The sequence below is a fragment of the Deinococcus proteolyticus MRP genome (assembly GCF_000190555.1).
Lineage (GTDB): Bacteria > Deinococcota > Deinococci > Deinococcales > Deinococcaceae > Deinococcus > Deinococcus proteolyticus.
Genome location: NC_015169.1, coordinates 87,318 through 105,258, shown reverse-complemented (window position 1 = coordinate 105,258; position 17,941 = coordinate 87,318). Strand labels below are relative to the sequence as shown.

Genomic DNA, 17,941 nt, shown 5'->3' with positions numbered 1-17,941 from the left:
AGGCACCAGGCACGCCCGGCGCTGCGGCTCAGTTCAGGCGGGTGATTCGGTTCTGCGGCCCCGGCACCACGGTGCGGCCCTGCAGGTAGGCCGACAGGGCGTCCACGTCCAGCCCACCGCCCAGGCGGTCACGGCCCTCTTTCAGCACGGTGAAGTTGTCGCCGCCTTCGGCCAGGAACGAGTTCACGGTCACGCGGTAGTCGGCGGCCATGTTCAGCGGCTGACCGTTCAGGGTGATGTCGCGCACGCGCTGACCAGCGGGCTGGGTGAGGTCGTAGCTGTAGGCAAAGCCTTCGCTCACCTGCAGGATGCGCTGCCCACCAGCGGAAGGGTTGTCGAACTGCTGTTCCAGCAGGGTCTTGATCTGCGCGCCGCTCAGGGTCAGCACGGTCAGCAGGTTGCCGAACGGCTGCACCGCAAAGATGTTGCCGTAAGTGATGGTGGTAGAGGGCTGGGCCGGCAGGTCGGCGCGGATGCCGCCCGGGTTCATAAAGGCGATGACAGCCCCGCCGCGCTCGGGGGCGCGGGTGGCTGCCAGCTGAGCGTCGGCAATCACGTCGCCCAGGGCACTTTCGCCGGCGGCATTGGTCTGGCGGCTGATTTGCGGTGCGCCGATGGTCGCCACCACCCGGTTCGCCACCGGGTCGGTCTTGGCCTTGGCCTGCGCGGCCAGTTCGGCCAGCTCAGGCGAGCTGTACTTCTGTGCGTCCACCAGCACGTTTGCAGCCTTCACGCCGGTCACGCGGGCCACCCCGTTCTTGCGCGTCACGGTCAGGTCCAGACGCTGCAGCAGCTGGCCCTGCGAGGCCCCCTGAATCACTGTCCGGCCGCCCACCACGCAGTTGTAGGCCTGGTGGGTGTGGCCGGTCATCAGGGCAGACACGGCAGGGTCCAGGCGCTGCGCCACATCCACGATGGGGCCAGTGAGGTCGGTGCAGCCGGGCTGGTCATAGCCCGACTTGGCCGCGCCGCCCTGGTGAATCAGAGCAATCACGGCGTCGGCACCCTGTCGCTTGATTTCGGGCAGCACGGCGTTGATGCTGTCGGCCTCGTCGTGGAACTGCAGGCCCGCCACCCCCGACGGCGTGACCACGCTGGGCGTGTCTTCCAGCACGGCACCCACAAAGGCGATGTTCAGGTTCGCCACCTTGACCATCCGGTAGGCAGGAAACACGCGGGCACCGTTCTTGTCGAACACGTTGGCGGCGATGTAGGTGTAGTTCGCGCCGGGGAATGGGTTCACGAACTGGCAGGCCTTGTCGCGGCGTGCAGTGCTGTCGCAGCCGCCTTTCTGGAAGCGCTGCAGCTCGCTCAGGCCGTAGTCCAGCTCGTGGTTGCCCAGCACGTTCACGCTCATGCCCAGCTTGTTCATGGCGATTACGGTGGGTTCGTCGGCCAGCAGGCTGCTGCTCAGCGGAGAAGCACCGGTCAGGTCGCCCACGCCCACCAGCACGGTGTTGGGGTTGGCGGCGCGAACTTCCTTCACCAGCCCACCGAGGGCCGAAATGCCGCCGGCCGGGGCCGCGATGGTCTTGCCGGGGTTCGCTGGGTCGGGAATCTGCTTGCCCCGGAAGGACGAGGGTTCCAGCTGCCCGTGAAAGTCGTTCAGGCCCAGCACGGTCACGGTGGTGGTGCCGTCGGCAGGACGGGTCGGCTGGGTGCAGGCGCCCAGCAGCAGCGGGAGGGAGATGAGCGGCATGAGCTTTTTCATAAGGCGAGTGTAGGCGGCCTTCGTCTGCCACTTGTCATCCGCTTCCGCGCTGCCGCGCCGGGGCGCTGTGGAGCCTGTGGAGACTATGGAGCTGCGGAGGGCTGCCGGCGCGGCCACCGGATGACGAGCACTGGCTGACCGGCGCCGGCTGACGGGCACCGCATGAATGCGCCCGGCAGCAGATTTCATGAGGCTGGCACCAGGTTGACACTGCCCCGCCGGCCCCCTACACTCCTCAGCATGATGATTCAGAGCAACCGCTGGTGGTGGCCCTCGCAGAAGCGAGCCGGCCAGCGCGTCTGAATCCCTAGCAGGAACCCCACAGACCCACGACCCGCCCCGCTTCAGCGCAGGCGGGCGAATTTTTTTTGGAGCAGGCTGGCCCGCCTGAAGACCCTACCCCCTCTTCAGAAAGGCCCCTTCGCCCATGCTCACCCCGCCATTCGTGCCTGACCGGCGCCCTGCCCGCTACCATCCCGACGCGCTGCACTGTTTCCGTGCGCTGCAACCTGACCGCCACGCCGAAGCGGTGCTGCTGGAATCCGCCGACGTGCGCTCCGGCGCCCACCTGAAAAGCCTGATGCTGCTGTCGCCCGCCCTGCGACTGACCTGCCAGGGACAGACAGTGACGGCGCAGGCGCTCAGCCCCACCGGCCTGGCCGCGCTGGACCTGCTGGCACAGGCGCTGGCCGAACACGTGACGCTGCGGGCCGGCGCCGAGCTGACCCTGCACTTCGCTGCCCCGCCCCCCGGCCTCAGCGAAAGCGAGCGGCTGGCTTCTCCCAGCAACGTGGAGCCGCTGCGGACCCTACAGCGGGCGCTGGCCGGCCAGGACAGCCTTCAGCCGCTGCTGCTGGGGGTGTTCGGATTCGACCTGCTGGCGTCTTTCGAGGAACTGCCGCCGCTGCCGCCGGGGGTGAACACCTGCCCGGACTACCGCTTTTACCTGGCCGAAACGGCGCTGGTGCTGGACCACCAGGACGGCACCGCCGAGCTGCTGGCCCTGGCGACCCCGGACACTGCCCAGAGCCTGCGCGAGCAGCTCAGCGCCCTGGCCGAGCTGCTCGAAGGGCTGAAGCCGCCGGCGCCGCTGCCCGCCCTTCCGCCGCAGCTGCCCACACCGCAGGCCAGCGTCTTTCCGGACGACCGGACCTTCATGGCGCAGGTGGCAGAGCTGCAGGAACACATCCAGGCCGGCGACATCTACCAGGTGGTGCCCTCACGCCGCTTCACGCTGTCCTGCCCAGACGCCCTGGCCGCCTACGCCCAGCTCAAGCGGCTGAACCCCAGCCCGTACCTGTTCTACCTGCACGGGGGCGACTTCGAGCTGTTCGGCGCCTCGCCCGAATCGGCGCTGAAGTTCACGGCGCAGACCCGCCGGGCCGAGCTGTACCCCATCGCCGGCACGCGGGCGCGGGGCCGGGACGCGGCCGGCCACATCTGCCCCGAGCGCGACGGCCGCCAGGAGCTGGAACTGCGGCTGGACCGCAAAGAACTGTCCGAACACCTGATGCTGCTAGACCTGGCCCGCAACGACCTGGCGCGGGTGGCGGTGCCGGGCACCCGGCAAGTCGCGCGGCTGCTGGAAGTGGACCGCTACTCGCAGGTGATGCACCTGGTCAGCCAGGTGGAGGCCGAACTGAAGCCGGAGCTGGACGCCCTGGACGCCTACCGCGCCTGCATGAACATGGGCACCCTGAGCGGCGCCCCCAAGCTGGAAGCCACCCGGCTGCTGCGCGGGGCCGAGGGCGAGCGGCGCGGATCCTACGGCGGGGCAGTGGGCTACCTGGCCGGGAACGGCGACATGGACACCTGTATCGTGATTCGTTCGGGCTTCGTGCAGGGCGGGCAGTGCACCGTGCAGGCCGGCGCCGGCGTGGTGCGCGACTCGGACCCCGCCACCGAAGCCGCCGAAACCGAGCAAAAAGCGCGGGCGGTGCTGCTGGCCGTGGCCCTGGCACAGGGGTCAGGCGGGCCGCCACCGGCCACCGACGAAGCCGTCTCGATGCGGCGGCCGGCCCGCCAGGAGGAACTGGCATGAGCGGACCTGCCCCCAGCCCAGCGAATGTCCTGCTGCTGGACAACCGCGACTCCTTTGTCTACAACCTGCTGGACGAGTTCGCCTCGGCGGGGATGCACGTAGACGTGTACCGCAGCGACGTGCCCGCCGCCGACCTGCTCCAGCGACTGGAGCGCAGCCGGGCCCTGCTGGTGCTGTCGCCGGGGCCAGGGCACCCGCGGGACGCCGGGGAGATGATGCCGCTGCTGCACGCGGCCCTGGGCCGCTTTCCGGTGCTGGGCATCTGCCTGGGCTTTCAGGCGCTGATAGAGGCCAGTGGCGGGGCCGTAGGCCGCGTGGGCGCCGTTCACGGCGAGGCCCAGCCGCTCACGCTGACTGCCGGCGGGGCCGGCCACCCGCTGTTCGCCGGGCTGGGCACGGTGAGCGTGGCCCGCTACCACTCGCTGGGCACCCGCTCGGTGCCGCCCGCCCTGCACTCGCTGGCCGAGATAGACGGCATCTGCATGGCCGCCGAACACCGCACAGCGGCCGCGCTGGGCTACCAGTTCCACCCCGAATCCGTCCTGACCCCACAGGGCCGCGAACTGCTCACGCGGGCGGCCGAGCATCTCTTTTCCCGTTCTGCCCAGGAGGCCCCATGACCCGTACCGTTCCTACCCCCACCGACCTGCTGCGCTCCGCCCTGCTGGGCCAGCGCCTGACCCAGACCGAGTCCGAGCGCCTGTTCACCGCCATGATTGCGGGCGAATTCACCGAAGGGCAGATGGCCGGCCTCCTGATTGCCATGAAGACACGCGGCGAAACTGCCGAAGAACTGGCCGGCGCCGCGCTGGCCTACCGGGCGGCCTGCCTGCCGTTTCCCGAGCAGCCGCGCCCGATTGCCGACTCGGTGGGCACCGGGGGCGATATGGCCGGCACCATCAACATCTCCACGGCGGCCGCGCTGGTGGCGTCCAGCCTGGGCGTACCGGTCGCCAAGCACGGCAACCGCTCGGTGAGCAGCCGCACCGGCTCGGCGGACCTGGCCGAAGCGCTGGGCATTCCCACGCGGCTGAGCACCGCAGAGGCCGCCCGGCAGCTGGCCGAGCACGATTTCTGCTACATCTTCGCCACGCAGTACCACCCAGCGGTGGGCCGCATCATGCCGCTGCGCCGCGCGCTGGCCGTGCCCACGCTGCTCAATTTCCTGGGGCCGCTGCTCAACCCGGCCCGGCCCACCCGGCAGCTGCTGGGCGTAGCCCGCGCCGAGGTGGCCCCGCTGCTGGCGCAGACGCTGGCACACCTGGGCGCCACGCGGGCGCTGGTGGTCCACGGCTCGGGCCTGGACGAAATCGCGCTGCACGGCCCCACCCAGGTGTACGAGGTGTTCGAGGACGACCGTATCGAGCATTACACGCTCACCCCGGCTGACCTGGGGTTGCAGGACCGGCCGCTCTCGGCGCTGGTGGGCGGCGAGGCGCATGAAAATGCCCGGATGATTCGTGAAGTTCTTGAAGGCCGGGGGGCCGAGGCCCACCGCGAGGCCATCGCCGCCGCGACCGGAGCGCTGCTGTACCTGATGGGCGCAGGCACCATCCGCAGAGGGGTAGAACAGGCCATGGAACATCTGCTTTCGGGCCGCGCAGCCGAACATGTAGAGCGGCTGAAAACCTCAGTCCAGACGGAGGCAGACGCATGAGCGAAGTCCTCAAGCGAATCGTGGCGGGCCGGCGCGGGCACCTGCCCGAGCTGCGCGGGCGCTACTCCGACCTAAGCGCAGAGGGGCTGCCGCCCAGCACCCGCAGCCTGAAAGCCGCGCTGACTTCGCCGCAGAGCGCCTTTATTCTGGAGTGCAAGAGCGCCAGCCCCAGCCTGGGCGCCATCCGCGCCGAGTACCGCCCACACGAGCTGGCCCGCATCTACTCGCGCTACGGGTCTGCCATCTCGGTCCTGACCGAGCCGGATCACTTCGGCGGCAGCTACGCGCACCTGAGCGCTGTGGCCCTGTCCACCCATCTGCCGGTGCTGTGCAAAGACTTCATCGTGGACGAGGTGCAGATTCTGGCCGCCCGTTACCACGGCGCCGACGCCATTTTGCTGATGCTGTCGGTGCTGGACGACAGCGACTACCGCCGCCTGGCCGCGCTGGCCCACTCGCTGAACCTGGACATCCTGACCGAGGTGAGCAGCGAAGAGGAGATGTCCCGCGCCGCCGCACTGGGGGCCGAAATTATCGGTATCAACCACCGCGACCTGCGCGACCTGAGCATCGACCTGAGCCGCTCGGCACGGCTGGCTCCACTGGCCCCGGCGGGCGCCGTGCTGGTGGCCGAATCAGGCCTCAAGGACAACCGCACGGTGCGCCGCATCGCTCCCCACGTTCATGGCTTTCTGGTGGGCAGCAGCCTGTGCGGCGAGGCCGACGTGGACCGCGCCGCCCGCCGGCTGATCTATGGCGAGCACAAGGTCTGCGGGCTGACCCGCCCCGAAGCTGCCCAGGTGGCCGCCGCTGCCGGGGCCGTGTACGGCGGGCTGATTTTCGCGCCTGGCTCGCCGCGCCGCGTCAGTCTGGAGCAGGCCAGGGCCATCACCGCCGCCGCGCCGGAGCTGGATTACGTGGCGGTCTACACCGGCCATGACCCTGCCGAGGCCGCCGCGCTGGCGCAGGAGCTGCCCCTGCACGCCGTACAGCTGCACGGCCGCCAGGACGACGCTTTTGTCACGGCGCTGCGTGAGCGGCTCCCGGCGGGCGTCCAGCTCTGGTACGCGCTCGACATGGCCGCCAGCCAGCCCCGCCCCGGGATGCCCGTAGACCGCTTCGTGCTGGACAGCGGCCCGGGCGGCACCGGCCAAGTGTTCGACTGGACGCAGATTCCCGCCGACCTGCGTGACCGCTCGCTGCTGGCTGGCGGCCTGAACCCCGCCAACGCCGCCGCTGCTCTGCAGACCGGCGTGCCCGGCCTGGACTTCAACTCCGGCCTGGAGCGGGAAAAAGGCGTCAAGGACGCGGGCCTCATCGCCCAGGTGTTCACGGCGCTGCGGGCTTACTAGCTTTCCTCAGACTCTTAGACCCTTGGACCTTTAGACCTCTACACCCTGACAGGAGCCTCCCCATGACCACCCAGACTTCACCTGCCTCTGCTCCCTCGCCCGGCGGCCAGCCACGCCTGCCGGCCTACTTCGGCGAGTTCGGCGGCCAGTTCGTGCCCGAAATCCTGCTGCCCGCGCTGGACCAGCTGGAGGCCGAATTCATCGCCGCGCAGCAAGACCCCGACTTCCAGGCCGAATTCCGCGCCCTGCTCAAAGACTACCTGGGCCGCCCCACCCCGCTGACCGAGTGCCGGCACCTGCCGCTGGAGGGCGCGGCGCGCATTTTTCTCAAGCGGGAAGACCTGCTGCACGGCGGCGCCCACAAGACCAATCAGGTGCTGGGCCAGGCCCTGCTCGCCAAGCGGATGGGCAAAAAGCGCGTGATTGCCGAAACCGGCGCCGGGCAGCACGGCACCGCCACGGCCCTGGCCTGCGCCCTGATGGGCCTGGACTGCACGGTCTACATGGGCGCCAAAGACGTGGCCCGCCAGCAACCCAACGTGTTCCGCATGGAGCTGATGGGCGCGCGGGTCGTGCCGGTGGACGCGGGCAGCGGCACCCTCAAGGACGCCGTGAACGAGGCGCTGCGCGACTGGACCGCCTCGTACGACACCACCCATTACCTGCTGGGCACCGCCGCCGGGCCGCACCCCTTTCCCACCATCGTGCGCGAGTTTCACCGCATGATTTCCGAGGAAGCCAAGGCACAGATGCTGGAGCGCATCGGCCGGCTGCCAGACGAGGTGATTGCCTGCGTGGGCGGCGGCTCCAACGCCATCGGCATGTTCGCGGACTTTATCGACGAGCCGGGCGTGCGGCTGACTGGGGTGGAACCGGCCGGGGAAGGGCTGGACAGTGGCCGCCACGGCGCTCCCATCTACGGCGGCAAGGTGGGCATCCTGCACGGCTCGCGCACCTTCGTGATGCGGACCGCCGAGGGGCAGGTGGAAGAATCGCACTCGGTGTCGGCGGGGCTGGATTATCCCGGTGTGGGGCCGCAGCACGCCTACTTGCAGGCCTCGGGCCGGGCGCAGTACGTGGGCATCACCGACGCCGAGGCGCTGGAAGCCTTCGGGCTGCTCAGCCGGCACGAGGGCATCATCCCCGCGCTGGAATCGGCGCACGCGCTGGCCTATGCGCTCAAGGTCGCCAAAGACGCGCCGGCAGGCACCGCGCTGCTGGTGAACCTGTCGGGCCGGGGCGATAAGGACATTGACCATGTGCAGACATTGCTCCCGCGAGCGGAGGGAGTCTCGGCGGCAAGCCGCCTTGCCGGTGCACCTGCCACAGCGGGAGGCGGGGCATGAGCCGCTACGGCAAGGTGTTCGCCGGCCTGCGTGAGCGGGGCGAAGGCGCTTTCGTGCCGTTCGTGACGCTGGGCGACCCGGACATAGAGACGAGTGAACGCATCATCCGCACCCTGCTGGACGCCGGGGCCGACGCACTGGAACTGGGCCTCCCCTTTTCCGACCCGGTGGCCGACGGTCCCACCATCCAGGCCGCCAACATCCGGGCACTGGCGGCGGGCGCGGGCCTGACCGCAGGGCTGAACATCATCCGGCGGGTGCGGGCCGACTACCCGGACGTGCCGGTGGGCCTGCTGGTCTACGCCAACCTGGTGGAATCGTTCGGGCTGGACGAGTTCTACGGCGGCGTGGCGGCCGTGGGCGCCGACTCGGTGCTGGTGGCCGACGTGCCGCTGCGCGAGGGAGCACGCTTTCAGGCGGCGGCGGCGCGGCACGGGGTCGCGCCCATCTTCATCGCCCCGCCCGACGCCAGCGAGGAGCGCCTGCGCGGCGTGGCCCGCGAGTCACGCGGCTATGTGTACCTGCTGGCCCGCGCCGGCGTGACTGGCACCGAGGGGGGCACGGCCCGCCCAGCGGACGCAGTGGTCCGCACCCTGCGGGACGCGGGCGCACCGCCCACCCTGCTGGGGTTCGGCATTGCCAGCCCCGAGCACGTCCGGGCTGCCCTGGACGCCGGCGCGGACGGGGCCATCAGCGGCTCGGCGGTGGTCCGCATCATCGAACAGCATCAGGGCGACGAGGCCGCCATGCTGGCCCACCTGCGCGACTTCGTGCAGGAGATGAAGGCCGCCACCCGGCCGGGCGCAGGCTGAACAGCGCCGAGCCGCTCCCTATACGGACAGGGCCCGGAGAGAACTCTTCAGGCCCTGTTTGACGCTGCGCCCACGCTCAGCCTTCTTTCGCCCTGCCCCGGCCACCCACAGGGTCGGCGCCAGCCTTCGCTACCTGCCCCTCCAGCACGCCCTGCGCCAGCTCCAGCGCCTCGGCGTAGGCTTTGGGGCTGACATAGCCGGCGTCCTGATAGGTCAGAATCTGCCCGAAGTCGCGCAGCGCCGCCTGCCGCAGATGCGAGGGCGGGACGTAGTCCACGTTCGCGCTCCGGCAGGCCCGCCACAGCGCTTGCCGGAAGCCCGCGTCGGTGCGGATGGTCAGCACATGGCCCCTCGAAAACAGCCAGCCGCCCTGCTTGTCGGCCAGGTTCTGCAGGGCTTGCAGCACCTCCGGGGCCAGGTGGGTTTCGGTGCGGCGGCGCAGGATGGTGCCGCGCTGCGGGTCGATGTCGGACCACTTCAGGTCCAGCACCTCGCCGGTCTGGAACGCCTGCCGGGTAATCAGGTGCAGGGCGGCCCGCAGTTCCGGGTCTTCGGCCTGGGCAATCAGGCGTTCGATGGCTGCCCGCGACGGCAGATAGTTGAGCCGGCGCTGCGCAGGTGGACGCTTGAACCCGTACAGCGGGTCCTGCCGAATCAGGCCTTCTTCGTGCAGAGCGCGGTACATCGCTCCCAGCAGGGTCAGGCGGGTGCGGACCGTGTTGGGTTTGGCCGTGTCAGGGCCGCTGCGGGTCTCGCCCAGCGGGGCCCCCAGCCAGGCCTGGAAGTCTTCCGGGGGGCTGAGCAGGTTCACGCCATCGCGCTCGGCCGCCTCGAAAATCCATTTCAGGGTGGAGCGCACCGTGTGCTGCGGCGCCCGGAAAGCGCCAGGCAGCATCGCCACCACCCGGTCCAGGTCAGCCTCGCTGACGGCGCGGGCCAGCTTGAGCCGGCGCTCGTCCTCGGGCCGTTCCGTTTCCATGCTCTGGCGCAGCTGCAGTGCCGTCCCCTGGTGCAACTCCGCTTCCGCCCCGCCTGCACTGCCGGGCCCAGTCCCACCGTTCCCGTCTTTTGTCATACGCGCAGTATGTGGCAGCAGCGGCCTGGACGCAAGTCTGCCGGCCTGGATGGGCCTGCGCCCTGGCCCATCCAGCGCGTTCGCAGGCTGGCAGATAGGGCGTCTATCTCGGCCGGGTCCGCTATCATCAGGGGCAACCGATGACGCAGCGCCCCCCTTCCGACTCCACCTCCCCCCTGTCCTCAGGCACGCAGTCACAGGCTCCCGGCCCGACCTCGCCGGACCTGACCCCACTGGTGCCCGGTGACCTGGCCGGAGACTTCCGGATCGTGTCCTTCAGCGGCCAGGAAGGAATTGGCGGGTATACCGTGCAGCACTACCGCGCAGAGGACACCCGGCTGGAGACGGGCGCCACGCAGGAGCCGCTGCAGCTGCGGCGCATCCTGCCCCCGCCGCCGACCACCCGCACCGAGGCCGAATGGCTGGCGGCCGTGCAGGAGCGTGCACAAGCGGGTGAGCGCCGGCTCTTTGCCGACGCCCTGGCCGCGTGGAGCGACGCGCAGGCGAGCTTCTTGGTCCTGCGCCCCCGCGAGGGCCAGAGCCTGCAGCAGTATCTGGCCGCTCATCCTCCGCTGCCCGCCCAGGACGGCGAACTGCTGGCCCGTGGGCTGCTGGGCGTGACAGCAGGGCTGCACGGTGCCGGGCTGCACCTACCGGGGCTGACCCCCGCGCAGGTCTGGCTGGGCCGGGACGGCAGCGTGGGGCTGCACGACCTGTGGGCCGCCCTGGGTGGGGGCTCAGCGGGTGCAGGCTCAGTGGGCGGCGACCTACGCCACTTGGGCGAACTGCTGCGCGGCGCCGTGCAGCCGGCGGCCCCTGGCACCCCGCTGGCCCGGCTGCTGGACGCCCTGAGCGCCCCGGCAGGCGGGGGCCTGCCCATCTCGGCGCAGGCGGCGCTGCGGCTGCTGGACCGGCCCGAACCGGCAGCAGCAGCAGCGGTGGCCGCGGTTCCGGAGCCTGCCTCAGCTGCCCCGGCCTCGGCCCCGCACAGCGCCTCACCAGTCCCACCAACCTCGCCCGTGCCTGCACCGCCCCACCGCCCGCTGTGGCCCTGGCTGCTGCCGGTCGCAGGGCTGCTGCTGGGCGGCATCCTCTACCTGGGGTGGCCGCAGCTGAGCCAGGCACTGCGCGAAAAGACGGCGGCGCCTGCGGCTCCGACCACTTCGGCAGCCAGCACCACTCAGACCACCCGCACCACCGGCACCGCTCCCGAGCCTGGAAACGCCGCGCAGCTGATGACCGTGCCGGCCACCCTCAACCTGCGCCCGAGCGCCGACGCCTCGGGCACACCGCTGGCCGCCATTCCTGGCCGAACCCTGCTGCCGGTGCTGTCGCAAAAGGGCGAGTGGTACAAGGTCCGCTACGGCAAGCTCACCGGATGGGTCAGCGGCGGATACGTCCTGCCCGTGCTCAACCGCGCCGAGGTGGAAACCTTGACCCAGGCGGCGGCCAAGGGCGGGCGGGTCACGCTGGCACGCGGGGTCTATCTGCTGAACACTCCTTTGGAACTGCGCTGGGACACCGAGCTGATAGGCCAGGGCCGTGAGCAGACCTACCTGCTGGGCGGCAGCGGCGAGTCGGTCCTCAGCTCGCGGGACGTGCGCCTGACCCTACAGACCCTCACGGTCGCCTGGAACGGCCGCACCCCAGGCCAGGCCGTACGGGTCGAACGCGGCACCTTTGTAGGGCAGGACATCTGGCTGACCGGCGGCGTCCCGGACGGAGCACAGCAGGCGCGCGGCAGCGGTCTATGGCTTCAGTCGGGCGCCCAGGCACAGATCAGCGGCAGCCTCTTTTCGCGCAACGCCATCGGCATCAGCGTGGAGGGCAGCCGTCTGGACCTCCGGGACTCGCAGCTGGGCAACAACCGCTTCGCCGGGGCCGTGTTCAGCGGTCAGGCCAGCGGCGAGATGCGGGGCAACCTGCTGGACAGCAACGCGGAAGACGGCGTGGTCATCACCGGCAGCGCCTCGCCCACGCTGGCGGACAACCACATCAAGGGGAGTGGGCAGCGCGGGGTAAGCATCGGCGGAGCGGCGGCGCCTACCCTGCAGAACAACCGCATCGAGGGCGGCCAGTACAGCGTCAGCGTGGGCGGGCAGGCCACCCCGCAGCTGCGCGGCAATGCCCTGAGCAGCGCGGCCGAAAGCGGCATCCTGTACCGTGCCCAGGCTGCAGGCACTGCCGAAAAGAACACGGTCACCGGCAGCCAGACAGGTATCCGGATAGATGAATCGGCGGCGCCTACGCTGCGCGGCAATCAGCTGCTGCAGGTGCGCGGCGAGGGCCTGAGCTACAGCAGCGCAGCGGGCGGACAGGCCAGCGAGAACGTGGTGGAGGGTGCCGGCAGCAGCGGAATCGCGCTGGCCGGGCAGGCTTCGCCGCTGCTGGAAGGCAACCGCATCAGCGGCGGCCACCAGAGCGGCATTGTGGTGCAGGGCCAGAGCCAGGCCCAGCTGCGGCGCAACACGGTGCAGGGCCAGGCCCAACATGGGGTGGTAATTACGGGCGAAGCGGCCCCGGTTCTGGAGCAGAACGCTCTGCTGGACAACGGCGGCTACGGCCTGGTCTTCAAGGAAGTGGCAGGCGGCAGCGGTGAGCGCAACCTCTGCCGCAACAACCGCGCCGGCCCGGCAAAGGTGCAGCTGTATCCCTCCGTCTTCGGGCCGCTGTTCGGCCGCGACGGGTGCATGGACGGCGTCACCTGGCCTGCGCCCCCGGCCCCCACTGAACCCCAGAACCCAGCCACCAGCACTCCCCCCACTGCGCCCGCAGCAACACCGGCACCCGCCGTGCCGGTAGCGCCCGAGTCTGCACCTGCCCCTTCCACCGTTCCTGCGGCAGCCCCCACGCCTAGTGGCGAACCCTCTTCTGCGTCACCTGCCACCGGCAGCGCAGCCAGCGGCTCTCCTGGCGGTGCGTCTCCTGCCAGCAACCTGCCCGCCGACGCGCAGACGCCGACCTCAGCACCGATCAACGCTGCGCCAACCGACGCTGCACCCTGAACCCTGCCCAGCACAGTCAGCTGGGACCAGTCCAAACAGGCTATTGGGCCGGCAGGGCACATGAACGGTTTCCCCATCAAACCTTGAGGCAACGCCGCAATGCATTCTTTTTCTCAAAGCCGGCCTGGTCTCTCGCATAGAACGGACCTTGGAACTGGCCAGACCGGTCTGGCTGCTGGCTCTGCTTGCGTAGAGCACGCTTCTACCATGGCCACGTTCTGGGCAGGGCGCCAATTGCTTTGGTTCTGCCCCCTTTCTCGCTTACTCTTTGAGGAGTTACGCATGTTCTATTACGACGGCAAGTTGCAGTACGAAGTCCGCGTGGACACCCCCGACCCCCGTTTCGCCCGTATGCTTCAGCAGGCCATTGGCGGTGTGGAAGGCGAAATCCGCGTGGCCCTGCAGTACCTGTTCCAGTCGTTCGGCGCCCGTGGCCCCGCCAAGTACCGCGACATGTTGCTGGCGACCGGCACCGAAGAACTCGCCCACATCGAGATGCTCGCCACTGCCGTGGCCCTGAACCTCGAAGGGGCCTCCGGCGCCGAGAAAGACCTGGCCGCCAAGAACAACCCCGTGGTCGAAGCGGTGATGGGCGGTATGGACCCCCGTCAGTTCCTTTCGGCCGGCATGGCGGCGCTGGCGGCCGATGCCAACGGCGTGCCGTTCAACGGCTCGCACGTCTACGCGAGCGGCAACCTGGCCGCCGACATGTACGCCAATGTGACCGCCGAGGCCACCGGCCGCGCCCTGGCCTGCCGCCTGTTCGAGCTGACCGACGACCCCGGCATGAAGGACATGCTGCGCTTCCTGATTGCCCGCGACACCATGCACCAGCAGCAGTGGCTGGCCGTTATCGAAGAACTGGGCGGCCACCAGGGCACCCTGCCCATTCCCAACAGCTTCCCGATTGAAGAGGAGCTGCGTGAAGTCAGCTACACCTACTTCGTGCCGGGCGTGGAAGGTGTGCCTGCCCCGCAGGGCCGCTGGAGCGAAGGCCCCTCGCTGGACGGCCTGGGCGAATTCAAGCTGATGGTGGGCCAGCCGTTCGGCCAAAAGCCCCAGCTGGCATCCCCCATGCCGATGGCCTACGCCGAAAAGCAGCAGATGGTCCCCGCTGACGCCGCCATGCCCCAGGACAACGTGCTGACCGACGACACCCGCAACAGCTGAGCCGACACCACACTGAAACTCAGGGCTGCCGCGTGCGCGGTCGGCCCTGAGTTTGTCTGGACTTGCCCCCCTGCGGCGTCTGCGCCTCAAGCCTGAACCGGGGCGCACCCCCCCAGGCGAAAGCGGCGGCAGGTCACCCCACCGCCGCCTACGCTGCGTCAGGTCAGCTCTTGCTGATATTCTTCCACAGCACGCCCATGTTGAACGAGCGCATGGGGTTGTAGGTGCCCTCGTCGATGCCCTGCACGTTGTCACGCACGGCGCGAATCTGCGGGTTGGTGGGCATCATCAGGAAGTAGCCCTGGTCCATCGCCCGCGTGGCAATCTGGCGGTACAGGTCCTTACGCTTGGCTTCGTCGGTAATCGAGCGGGCCTCTTCAATCATCTTGTCCAGCTCAGGGTCGCTGATGCCGGTGCGGACGTTGTAGTAGCCGTCGGTGTGGTAGAAGGTGTGCACGAAGTTGTCCGGGTCGGCGTAATCGGGCGCCCAGGTCGCCACGGTCAGGGCTTCCTTACCGGCGCGGGCGTCGGCCAGGATGTCACTCCACTGCTTCTGGGTCAGGTTGATCTTGAATTTGGGGTTCAGCGACTCGATGTTCTGCTTGATCATCTCCATCATGGTCTGGTGCTCCAGGTTGCCCTGGCGCGAGGACGCGTTGATGGTAAAGCCGTTCTCCCAGACCTTGCCGCCCCAGGCCTGCTTGAAGTATTCCTCGGCGGCCTTCATGTCGAACTGTGCAGCCGGCAGGCTGGGATCGTAGCCCAGGAAGCTGTCGGGCAGCATGAAGTTGCGCGGGGTGCCCTTGCCGCTCTGCACCTGCTCAATGTAGGCCTGTGGGTCGAAGGCGGCGATGAAGCCTTTACGCACGTTGATGTCGCTGAAGAAGTCGGCGGGAATGCCCTGGCCGTCCAGCTTGGCGCTGCCCAGGTTGACCGGGTCGTCCACGCTCTGGTTCATGGAGATGCCGAACACGTAGGTGTTGGGCAGGTTGTCGATGATGCGGACACCCGGCTTGCCGGCCAGCTGCTGCTCGATAAAGGGACGGCCACCGGCCACCTCCACCACGTCGGCGTCGCCGTTCAGGAACGCCTGGTTACGGGAAGCTTCCTCAGGCACAATCTGCAGCACCACGGTCTTGAGGGCCGGTTTGTCGCCCCAGTAGTCGTCGAAGCGCTCCACCACGATGTTGCCGGCGTCACGGCTTTGCAGCTTGAAGGGGCCGGTGCCGCTGGGGTCCTTGGACAGGGCGCTGCCTTCCAGCTCCTTGCCCACGGCGTCTTTCCAGGTCGCTTCGGTGCCGTCCCACTCGCCAATTTCCTTGGCGTGCTTGGAGTCCACGATGCCCTGGCCCAAGTAGGCCAGCTTGGGCACGAAGGAGGGGTCCACCTTGGGCAGGTTGAACACCAGCACATTGCCGTCGCACTGCACGGCGCCGTCGATGGCCTTCCAGGTCACCAGGCCGTCTTCGTCATCGTTGGCGTTGGCCGGGGTACCCAGCAGCGATTCGCTCAGGAACCAGTTGCCGCTGGAGCTGGTATTGGTGACCAGGTTGCGCTGGAAGGTGTACTCGGCGTCGGCGCAGGTGAACGGGTTGCCGGTGTGGAACTTCACGCCGTCACGCAGGGTGAAGCGGTACTGCTTGCCGCCTTCCAGCTCTTCCCACTCGGTCGCCAGGGCGGGCACCATCTTGTTCAGGCTGGCGCCGTCGTAGTCCACCAGGGTTTCGTACATGTTCTCCACGACCTGTCCGGAGCTGGTGTCGTAGGTGGTGCCGGGGTCCAGGGTGGGCACGTCGGCCGACTGCTGAATAATCAGCGTATCGGCCGAGTTGGCAACCGGCGTGACGGCCGGAGCCGAGCTGGCCCCTTCCGAGGTCGTCGCACCCGCAGTGCCCGAAGCGTCCGTGCTGGCTGTATCCGAGGCAGCCGCGCCCGAGGTCGTGGTGGTCGTGGTTTCGGTCTTGCTGTCGCAGGCGGCCAGCAGCAGGGTGCCGGTCAGCAGCAGGGTCAGGTTTTTGTTCATGGGGGAGTCTCCTCTGGTGAGGCGCAGCAGCGCCGTATACAAATGGTAGCCAAGCTGGGGTCAGCCCTATACGTTTGCAGCACGGTTTTGCAGGAAGCCTTGAGTATTTATACAGGGCCGCCCCATCTGTTGCAAGCGTCTCATTTGGCGTCCAGGTCTGCTCTCCCAGCCAGACCGGCCGCAGGCGTGGCCTTAGACTGAGCTGTGATTCCGGATTCTTCCCTCCCAGTCCGCCCCGCCGGGCTCACGCTGGCCGACTTTCCCACGCTGCGGGAGCTGTGCGGAGCACTGGAGGGCTCGGGCTGCGAACTGTATCTGGTGGGCGGCGCCGTGCGGGACCGGCTGCGCGGTGTGGTCGGCAGCGACCTGGACCTGTTGGTGCGGCACCCACAGCTGGACCCGGACGCCCTGGAAGACCTGCTGCGCCGCCGGCTGGCCCCCGCGCCGGTGCTGGGGGTCGGAGCATCGTTCCGGGTGCTCAAGGTGAAGTGGGCCGGCGAGTGGCTGGACCTGGCCCTGCCCAGCCGCGCCGCTCTGGACGCAGCGACAGGCGCTGTGACAGGCACTGGGCCGGGCTGGCTCAGCGACCCGCGCCTGCCACTGACAGACGACCTGGCGCGGCGCGACTTTACGGTCAATGCGCTGGCCCTGCGCCTGTGCCCGACTGGCACAGACGACCTCGCTGACCCTTTCGGTGGCCGGGCCGACCTGGAGGCGGGGCGGCTGCGGGCCAGCGGGTCGGCGGCGGAGCGGCTGGCCGAAGACCCGCTGCGGTTGCTGCGGGCGGCCCGCTTCGCCGCGCAGGGCCTGACCCCGGATGCCGAGCTGACTGCGGCGGCCCGCGCCCTGGCTCCCCGGCTGGCTGAGGTGGCCCCCGAGCGGCTGTGGCGCGAGTGGCTCAAGCTGTTTGCCGGCCCCCACAGCGCCCAGGGTCTGCGCTGGCTGGCAGAGGTGGGAGCGCTGGGCGTCCTCGTTCCCGCCTGGACCGAAGTGGACGGCCTGACGCAGCACAATCCCCACCACCGCGAAACCGTATCGGACCACCTGCTGACTGTAGTAGCGGAGCTGGACCGCATGGGCGCCGCACCGCTCACCCGGCAGGCGGGCTTTTTCCACGACATCGGCAAGGGGCGCACGCGCACGCTGGAGCAGGGGCCACAGGGCCTGCATGGACATTTTTACGGGCACGAACGGGTGGGGGCCGAGCTGACCCGTCAGAGCCTGCGCCGGCTGCGTGCCGACAGCCAGCATGTGCGCGACCTGGGCCGGCTGGTGGAGCTGCACATGCGCCCCGGTCAGGCGGGCAGCCCGGCCGCCGCCCGCCGCCTGGCCGCTGCTGCCGGCGACCTGCTGGACCCGCTGCTGGACCTCTACGCCGCCGACCGGCTGGCCCATGTGGGCGAAGACCCGGCGCAGATTCAGGCGCGGCAGGACTTTATCCGCGCCGCCGCCGCCGACCTGCCCCGCACGTTTTCGCAGCACGACCTGGCGCTCAGCGGCCACGACCTGCGGACACTGGGCCTGGCCCCGCAGGACATCGGCCCGGTCAAGCGCTGGCTGACCGAACAGGTGCTGGAAGGCCGCGCCCCCAACGAGAGCGCGGCGCTGCGTGACCTGCTGGCTGGTGACCTGCTGAAGGGCGACCTGCGGGTGCAGCAGCCAGGTGACCCCAGCAGCGACGGACACGGAGGGCGGCCAAATCCCTGAAGCTTGAGAGGATGGCACTTGGCCTCCGGGAATGACAAGCAG

12 protein-coding genes are annotated in these 17,941 nt (G+C 69.3%); 9 read left to right on the top strand and 3 right to left on the bottom strand.

The genetic code is table 11. The features are described from left to right. Positions 1 to 28: 28 nt before the first annotated feature. The gene (locus tag DEIPR_RS10700; protein WP_013622973.1) at positions 29 to 1,711 is read right to left on the bottom strand and encodes a bifunctional metallophosphatase/5'-nucleotidase; all 1,683 of its coding nucleotides are present in this window, start codon (positions 1,709 to 1,711) and stop codon (positions 29 to 31) included. Between the two features lie 427 nt (positions 1,712 to 2,138). On the opposite strand from DEIPR_RS10700, the gene DEIPR_RS10695 reads away from it, so the two are divergent. From DEIPR_RS10695 to trpA, 6 genes are all read left to right on the top strand, one after another. Continuing rightward, positions 2,139 to 3,752, top strand: coding sequence for an anthranilate synthase component 1 (locus DEIPR_RS10695; RefSeq protein WP_013622972.1), 1,614 nt, complete (start codon positions 2,139 to 2,141; stop codon positions 3,750 to 3,752). Continuing rightward, a complete protein-coding gene (locus tag DEIPR_RS10690) occupies positions 3,749 to 4,372 on the top strand; it encodes an anthranilate synthase component II (protein ID WP_013622971.1) in 624 nt (207 codons plus the stop codon). Before DEIPR_RS10695 ends, DEIPR_RS10690 begins: the two co-directional genes overlap by 4 nt. Further along, a complete protein-coding gene (gene trpD / locus DEIPR_RS10685) occupies positions 4,369 to 5,409 on the top strand; it encodes an anthranilate phosphoribosyltransferase (protein ID WP_013622970.1) in 1,041 nt (346 codons plus the stop codon). Before DEIPR_RS10690 ends, trpD begins: the two co-directional genes overlap by 4 nt. Then, the gene (gene trpCF / locus DEIPR_RS10680) at positions 5,406 to 6,761 is read left to right on the top strand and encodes a bifunctional indole-3-glycerol-phosphate synthase TrpC/phosphoribosylanthranilate isomerase TrpF (protein WP_013622969.1); all 1,356 of its coding nucleotides are present in this window, start codon (positions 5,406 to 5,408) and stop codon (positions 6,759 to 6,761) included. Before trpD ends, trpCF begins: the two co-directional genes overlap by 4 nt. Before the next feature lie 62 nt (positions 6,762 to 6,823). Continuing rightward, positions 6,824 to 8,107, top strand: coding sequence for a tryptophan synthase subunit beta (gene trpB, locus DEIPR_RS10675; protein WP_013622968.1), 1,284 nt, complete (start codon positions 6,824 to 6,826; stop codon positions 8,105 to 8,107). Beyond that, positions 8,104 to 8,919 carry a tryptophan synthase subunit alpha gene (trpA, locus tag DEIPR_RS10670; protein WP_013622967.1) on the top strand — a complete coding sequence of 272 codons (816 nt, stop codon included), beginning with the start codon at positions 8,104 to 8,106 and terminating at the stop codon, positions 8,917 to 8,919. Before trpB ends, trpA begins: the two co-directional genes overlap by 4 nt. Before the next feature lie 76 nt (positions 8,920 to 8,995). On the opposite strand, the gene DEIPR_RS10665 is transcribed toward trpA, so the two are convergent. Continuing rightward, positions 8,996 to 9,994, bottom strand: a complete 999-nt coding sequence (locus DEIPR_RS10665) for a tyrosine-type recombinase/integrase (protein WP_013622966.1) — start codon at positions 9,992 to 9,994, stop codon at positions 8,996 to 8,998. Between the two features lie 140 nt (positions 9,995 to 10,134). Between DEIPR_RS10665 and DEIPR_RS14765 the strand changes: the two genes are divergently transcribed. Further along, positions 10,135 to 12,999 carry a right-handed parallel beta-helix repeat-containing protein gene (locus tag DEIPR_RS14765; protein WP_013622965.1) on the top strand — a complete coding sequence of 955 codons (2,865 nt, stop codon included), beginning with the start codon at positions 10,135 to 10,137 and terminating at the stop codon, positions 12,997 to 12,999. A gap of 282 nt (positions 13,000 to 13,281) precedes the next feature. Beyond that, positions 13,282 to 14,169, top strand: coding sequence for a manganese catalase family protein (locus DEIPR_RS10655; protein ID WP_013622964.1), 888 nt, complete (start codon positions 13,282 to 13,284; stop codon positions 14,167 to 14,169). Positions 14,170 to 14,332: 163 nt separating this feature from the next. On the opposite strand, the gene DEIPR_RS10650 is transcribed toward DEIPR_RS10655, so the two are convergent. Continuing rightward, positions 14,333 to 16,192 carry an ABC transporter substrate-binding protein gene (locus DEIPR_RS10650; protein WP_013622963.1) on the bottom strand — a complete coding sequence of 620 codons (1,860 nt, stop codon included), beginning with the start codon at positions 16,190 to 16,192 and terminating at the stop codon, positions 14,333 to 14,335. Between the two features lie 204 nt (positions 16,193 to 16,396). On the opposite strand from DEIPR_RS10650, the gene DEIPR_RS10645 reads away from it, so the two are divergent. Next, positions 16,397 to 17,899, top strand: coding sequence for a CCA tRNA nucleotidyltransferase (locus DEIPR_RS10645; RefSeq protein ID WP_013622962.1), 1,503 nt, complete (start codon positions 16,397 to 16,399; stop codon positions 17,897 to 17,899). Positions 17,900 to 17,941: the final 42 nt, after the last annotated feature.

Bases quoted from the DNA above. Each gene is read 5' to 3' on its own strand.
- DEIPR_RS10655 (WP_013622964.1), top strand. From the start codon at position 13,282: ATGTTCTATTACGACGGCAAGTTGCAGTACGAAGTCCGCGTGGACACC.
- DEIPR_RS10695 (WP_013622972.1), top strand. From the start codon at position 2,139: ATGCTCACCCCGCCATTCGTGCCTGACCGGCGCCCTGCCCGCTACCAT.
- DEIPR_RS10665 (WP_013622966.1), bottom strand. From the start codon at position 9,994: ATGACAAAAGACGGGAACGGTGGGACTGGGCCCGGCAGTGCAGGCGGG.
- DEIPR_RS10650 (WP_013622963.1), bottom strand. From the start codon at position 16,192: ATGAACAAAAACCTGACCCTGCTGCTGACCGGCACCCTGCTGCTGGCC.
- trpCF (WP_013622969.1), top strand. From the start codon at position 5,406: ATGAGCGAAGTCCTCAAGCGAATCGTGGCGGGCCGGCGCGGGCACCTG.
- DEIPR_RS14765 (WP_013622965.1), top strand. From the start codon at position 10,135: ATGACGCAGCGCCCCCCTTCCGACTCCACCTCCCCCCTGTCCTCAGGC.
- trpB (WP_013622968.1), top strand. From the start codon at position 6,824: ATGACCACCCAGACTTCACCTGCCTCTGCTCCCTCGCCCGGCGGCCAG.
- trpD (WP_013622970.1), top strand. From the start codon at position 4,369: ATGACCCGTACCGTTCCTACCCCCACCGACCTGCTGCGCTCCGCCCTG.
- trpA (WP_013622967.1), top strand. From the start codon at position 8,104: ATGAGCCGCTACGGCAAGGTGTTCGCCGGCCTGCGTGAGCGGGGCGAA.
- DEIPR_RS10700 (WP_013622973.1), bottom strand. From the start codon at position 1,711: ATGAAAAAGCTCATGCCGCTCATCTCCCTCCCGCTGCTGCTGGGCGCC.
- DEIPR_RS10690 (WP_013622971.1), top strand. From the start codon at position 3,749: ATGAGCGGACCTGCCCCCAGCCCAGCGAATGTCCTGCTGCTGGACAAC.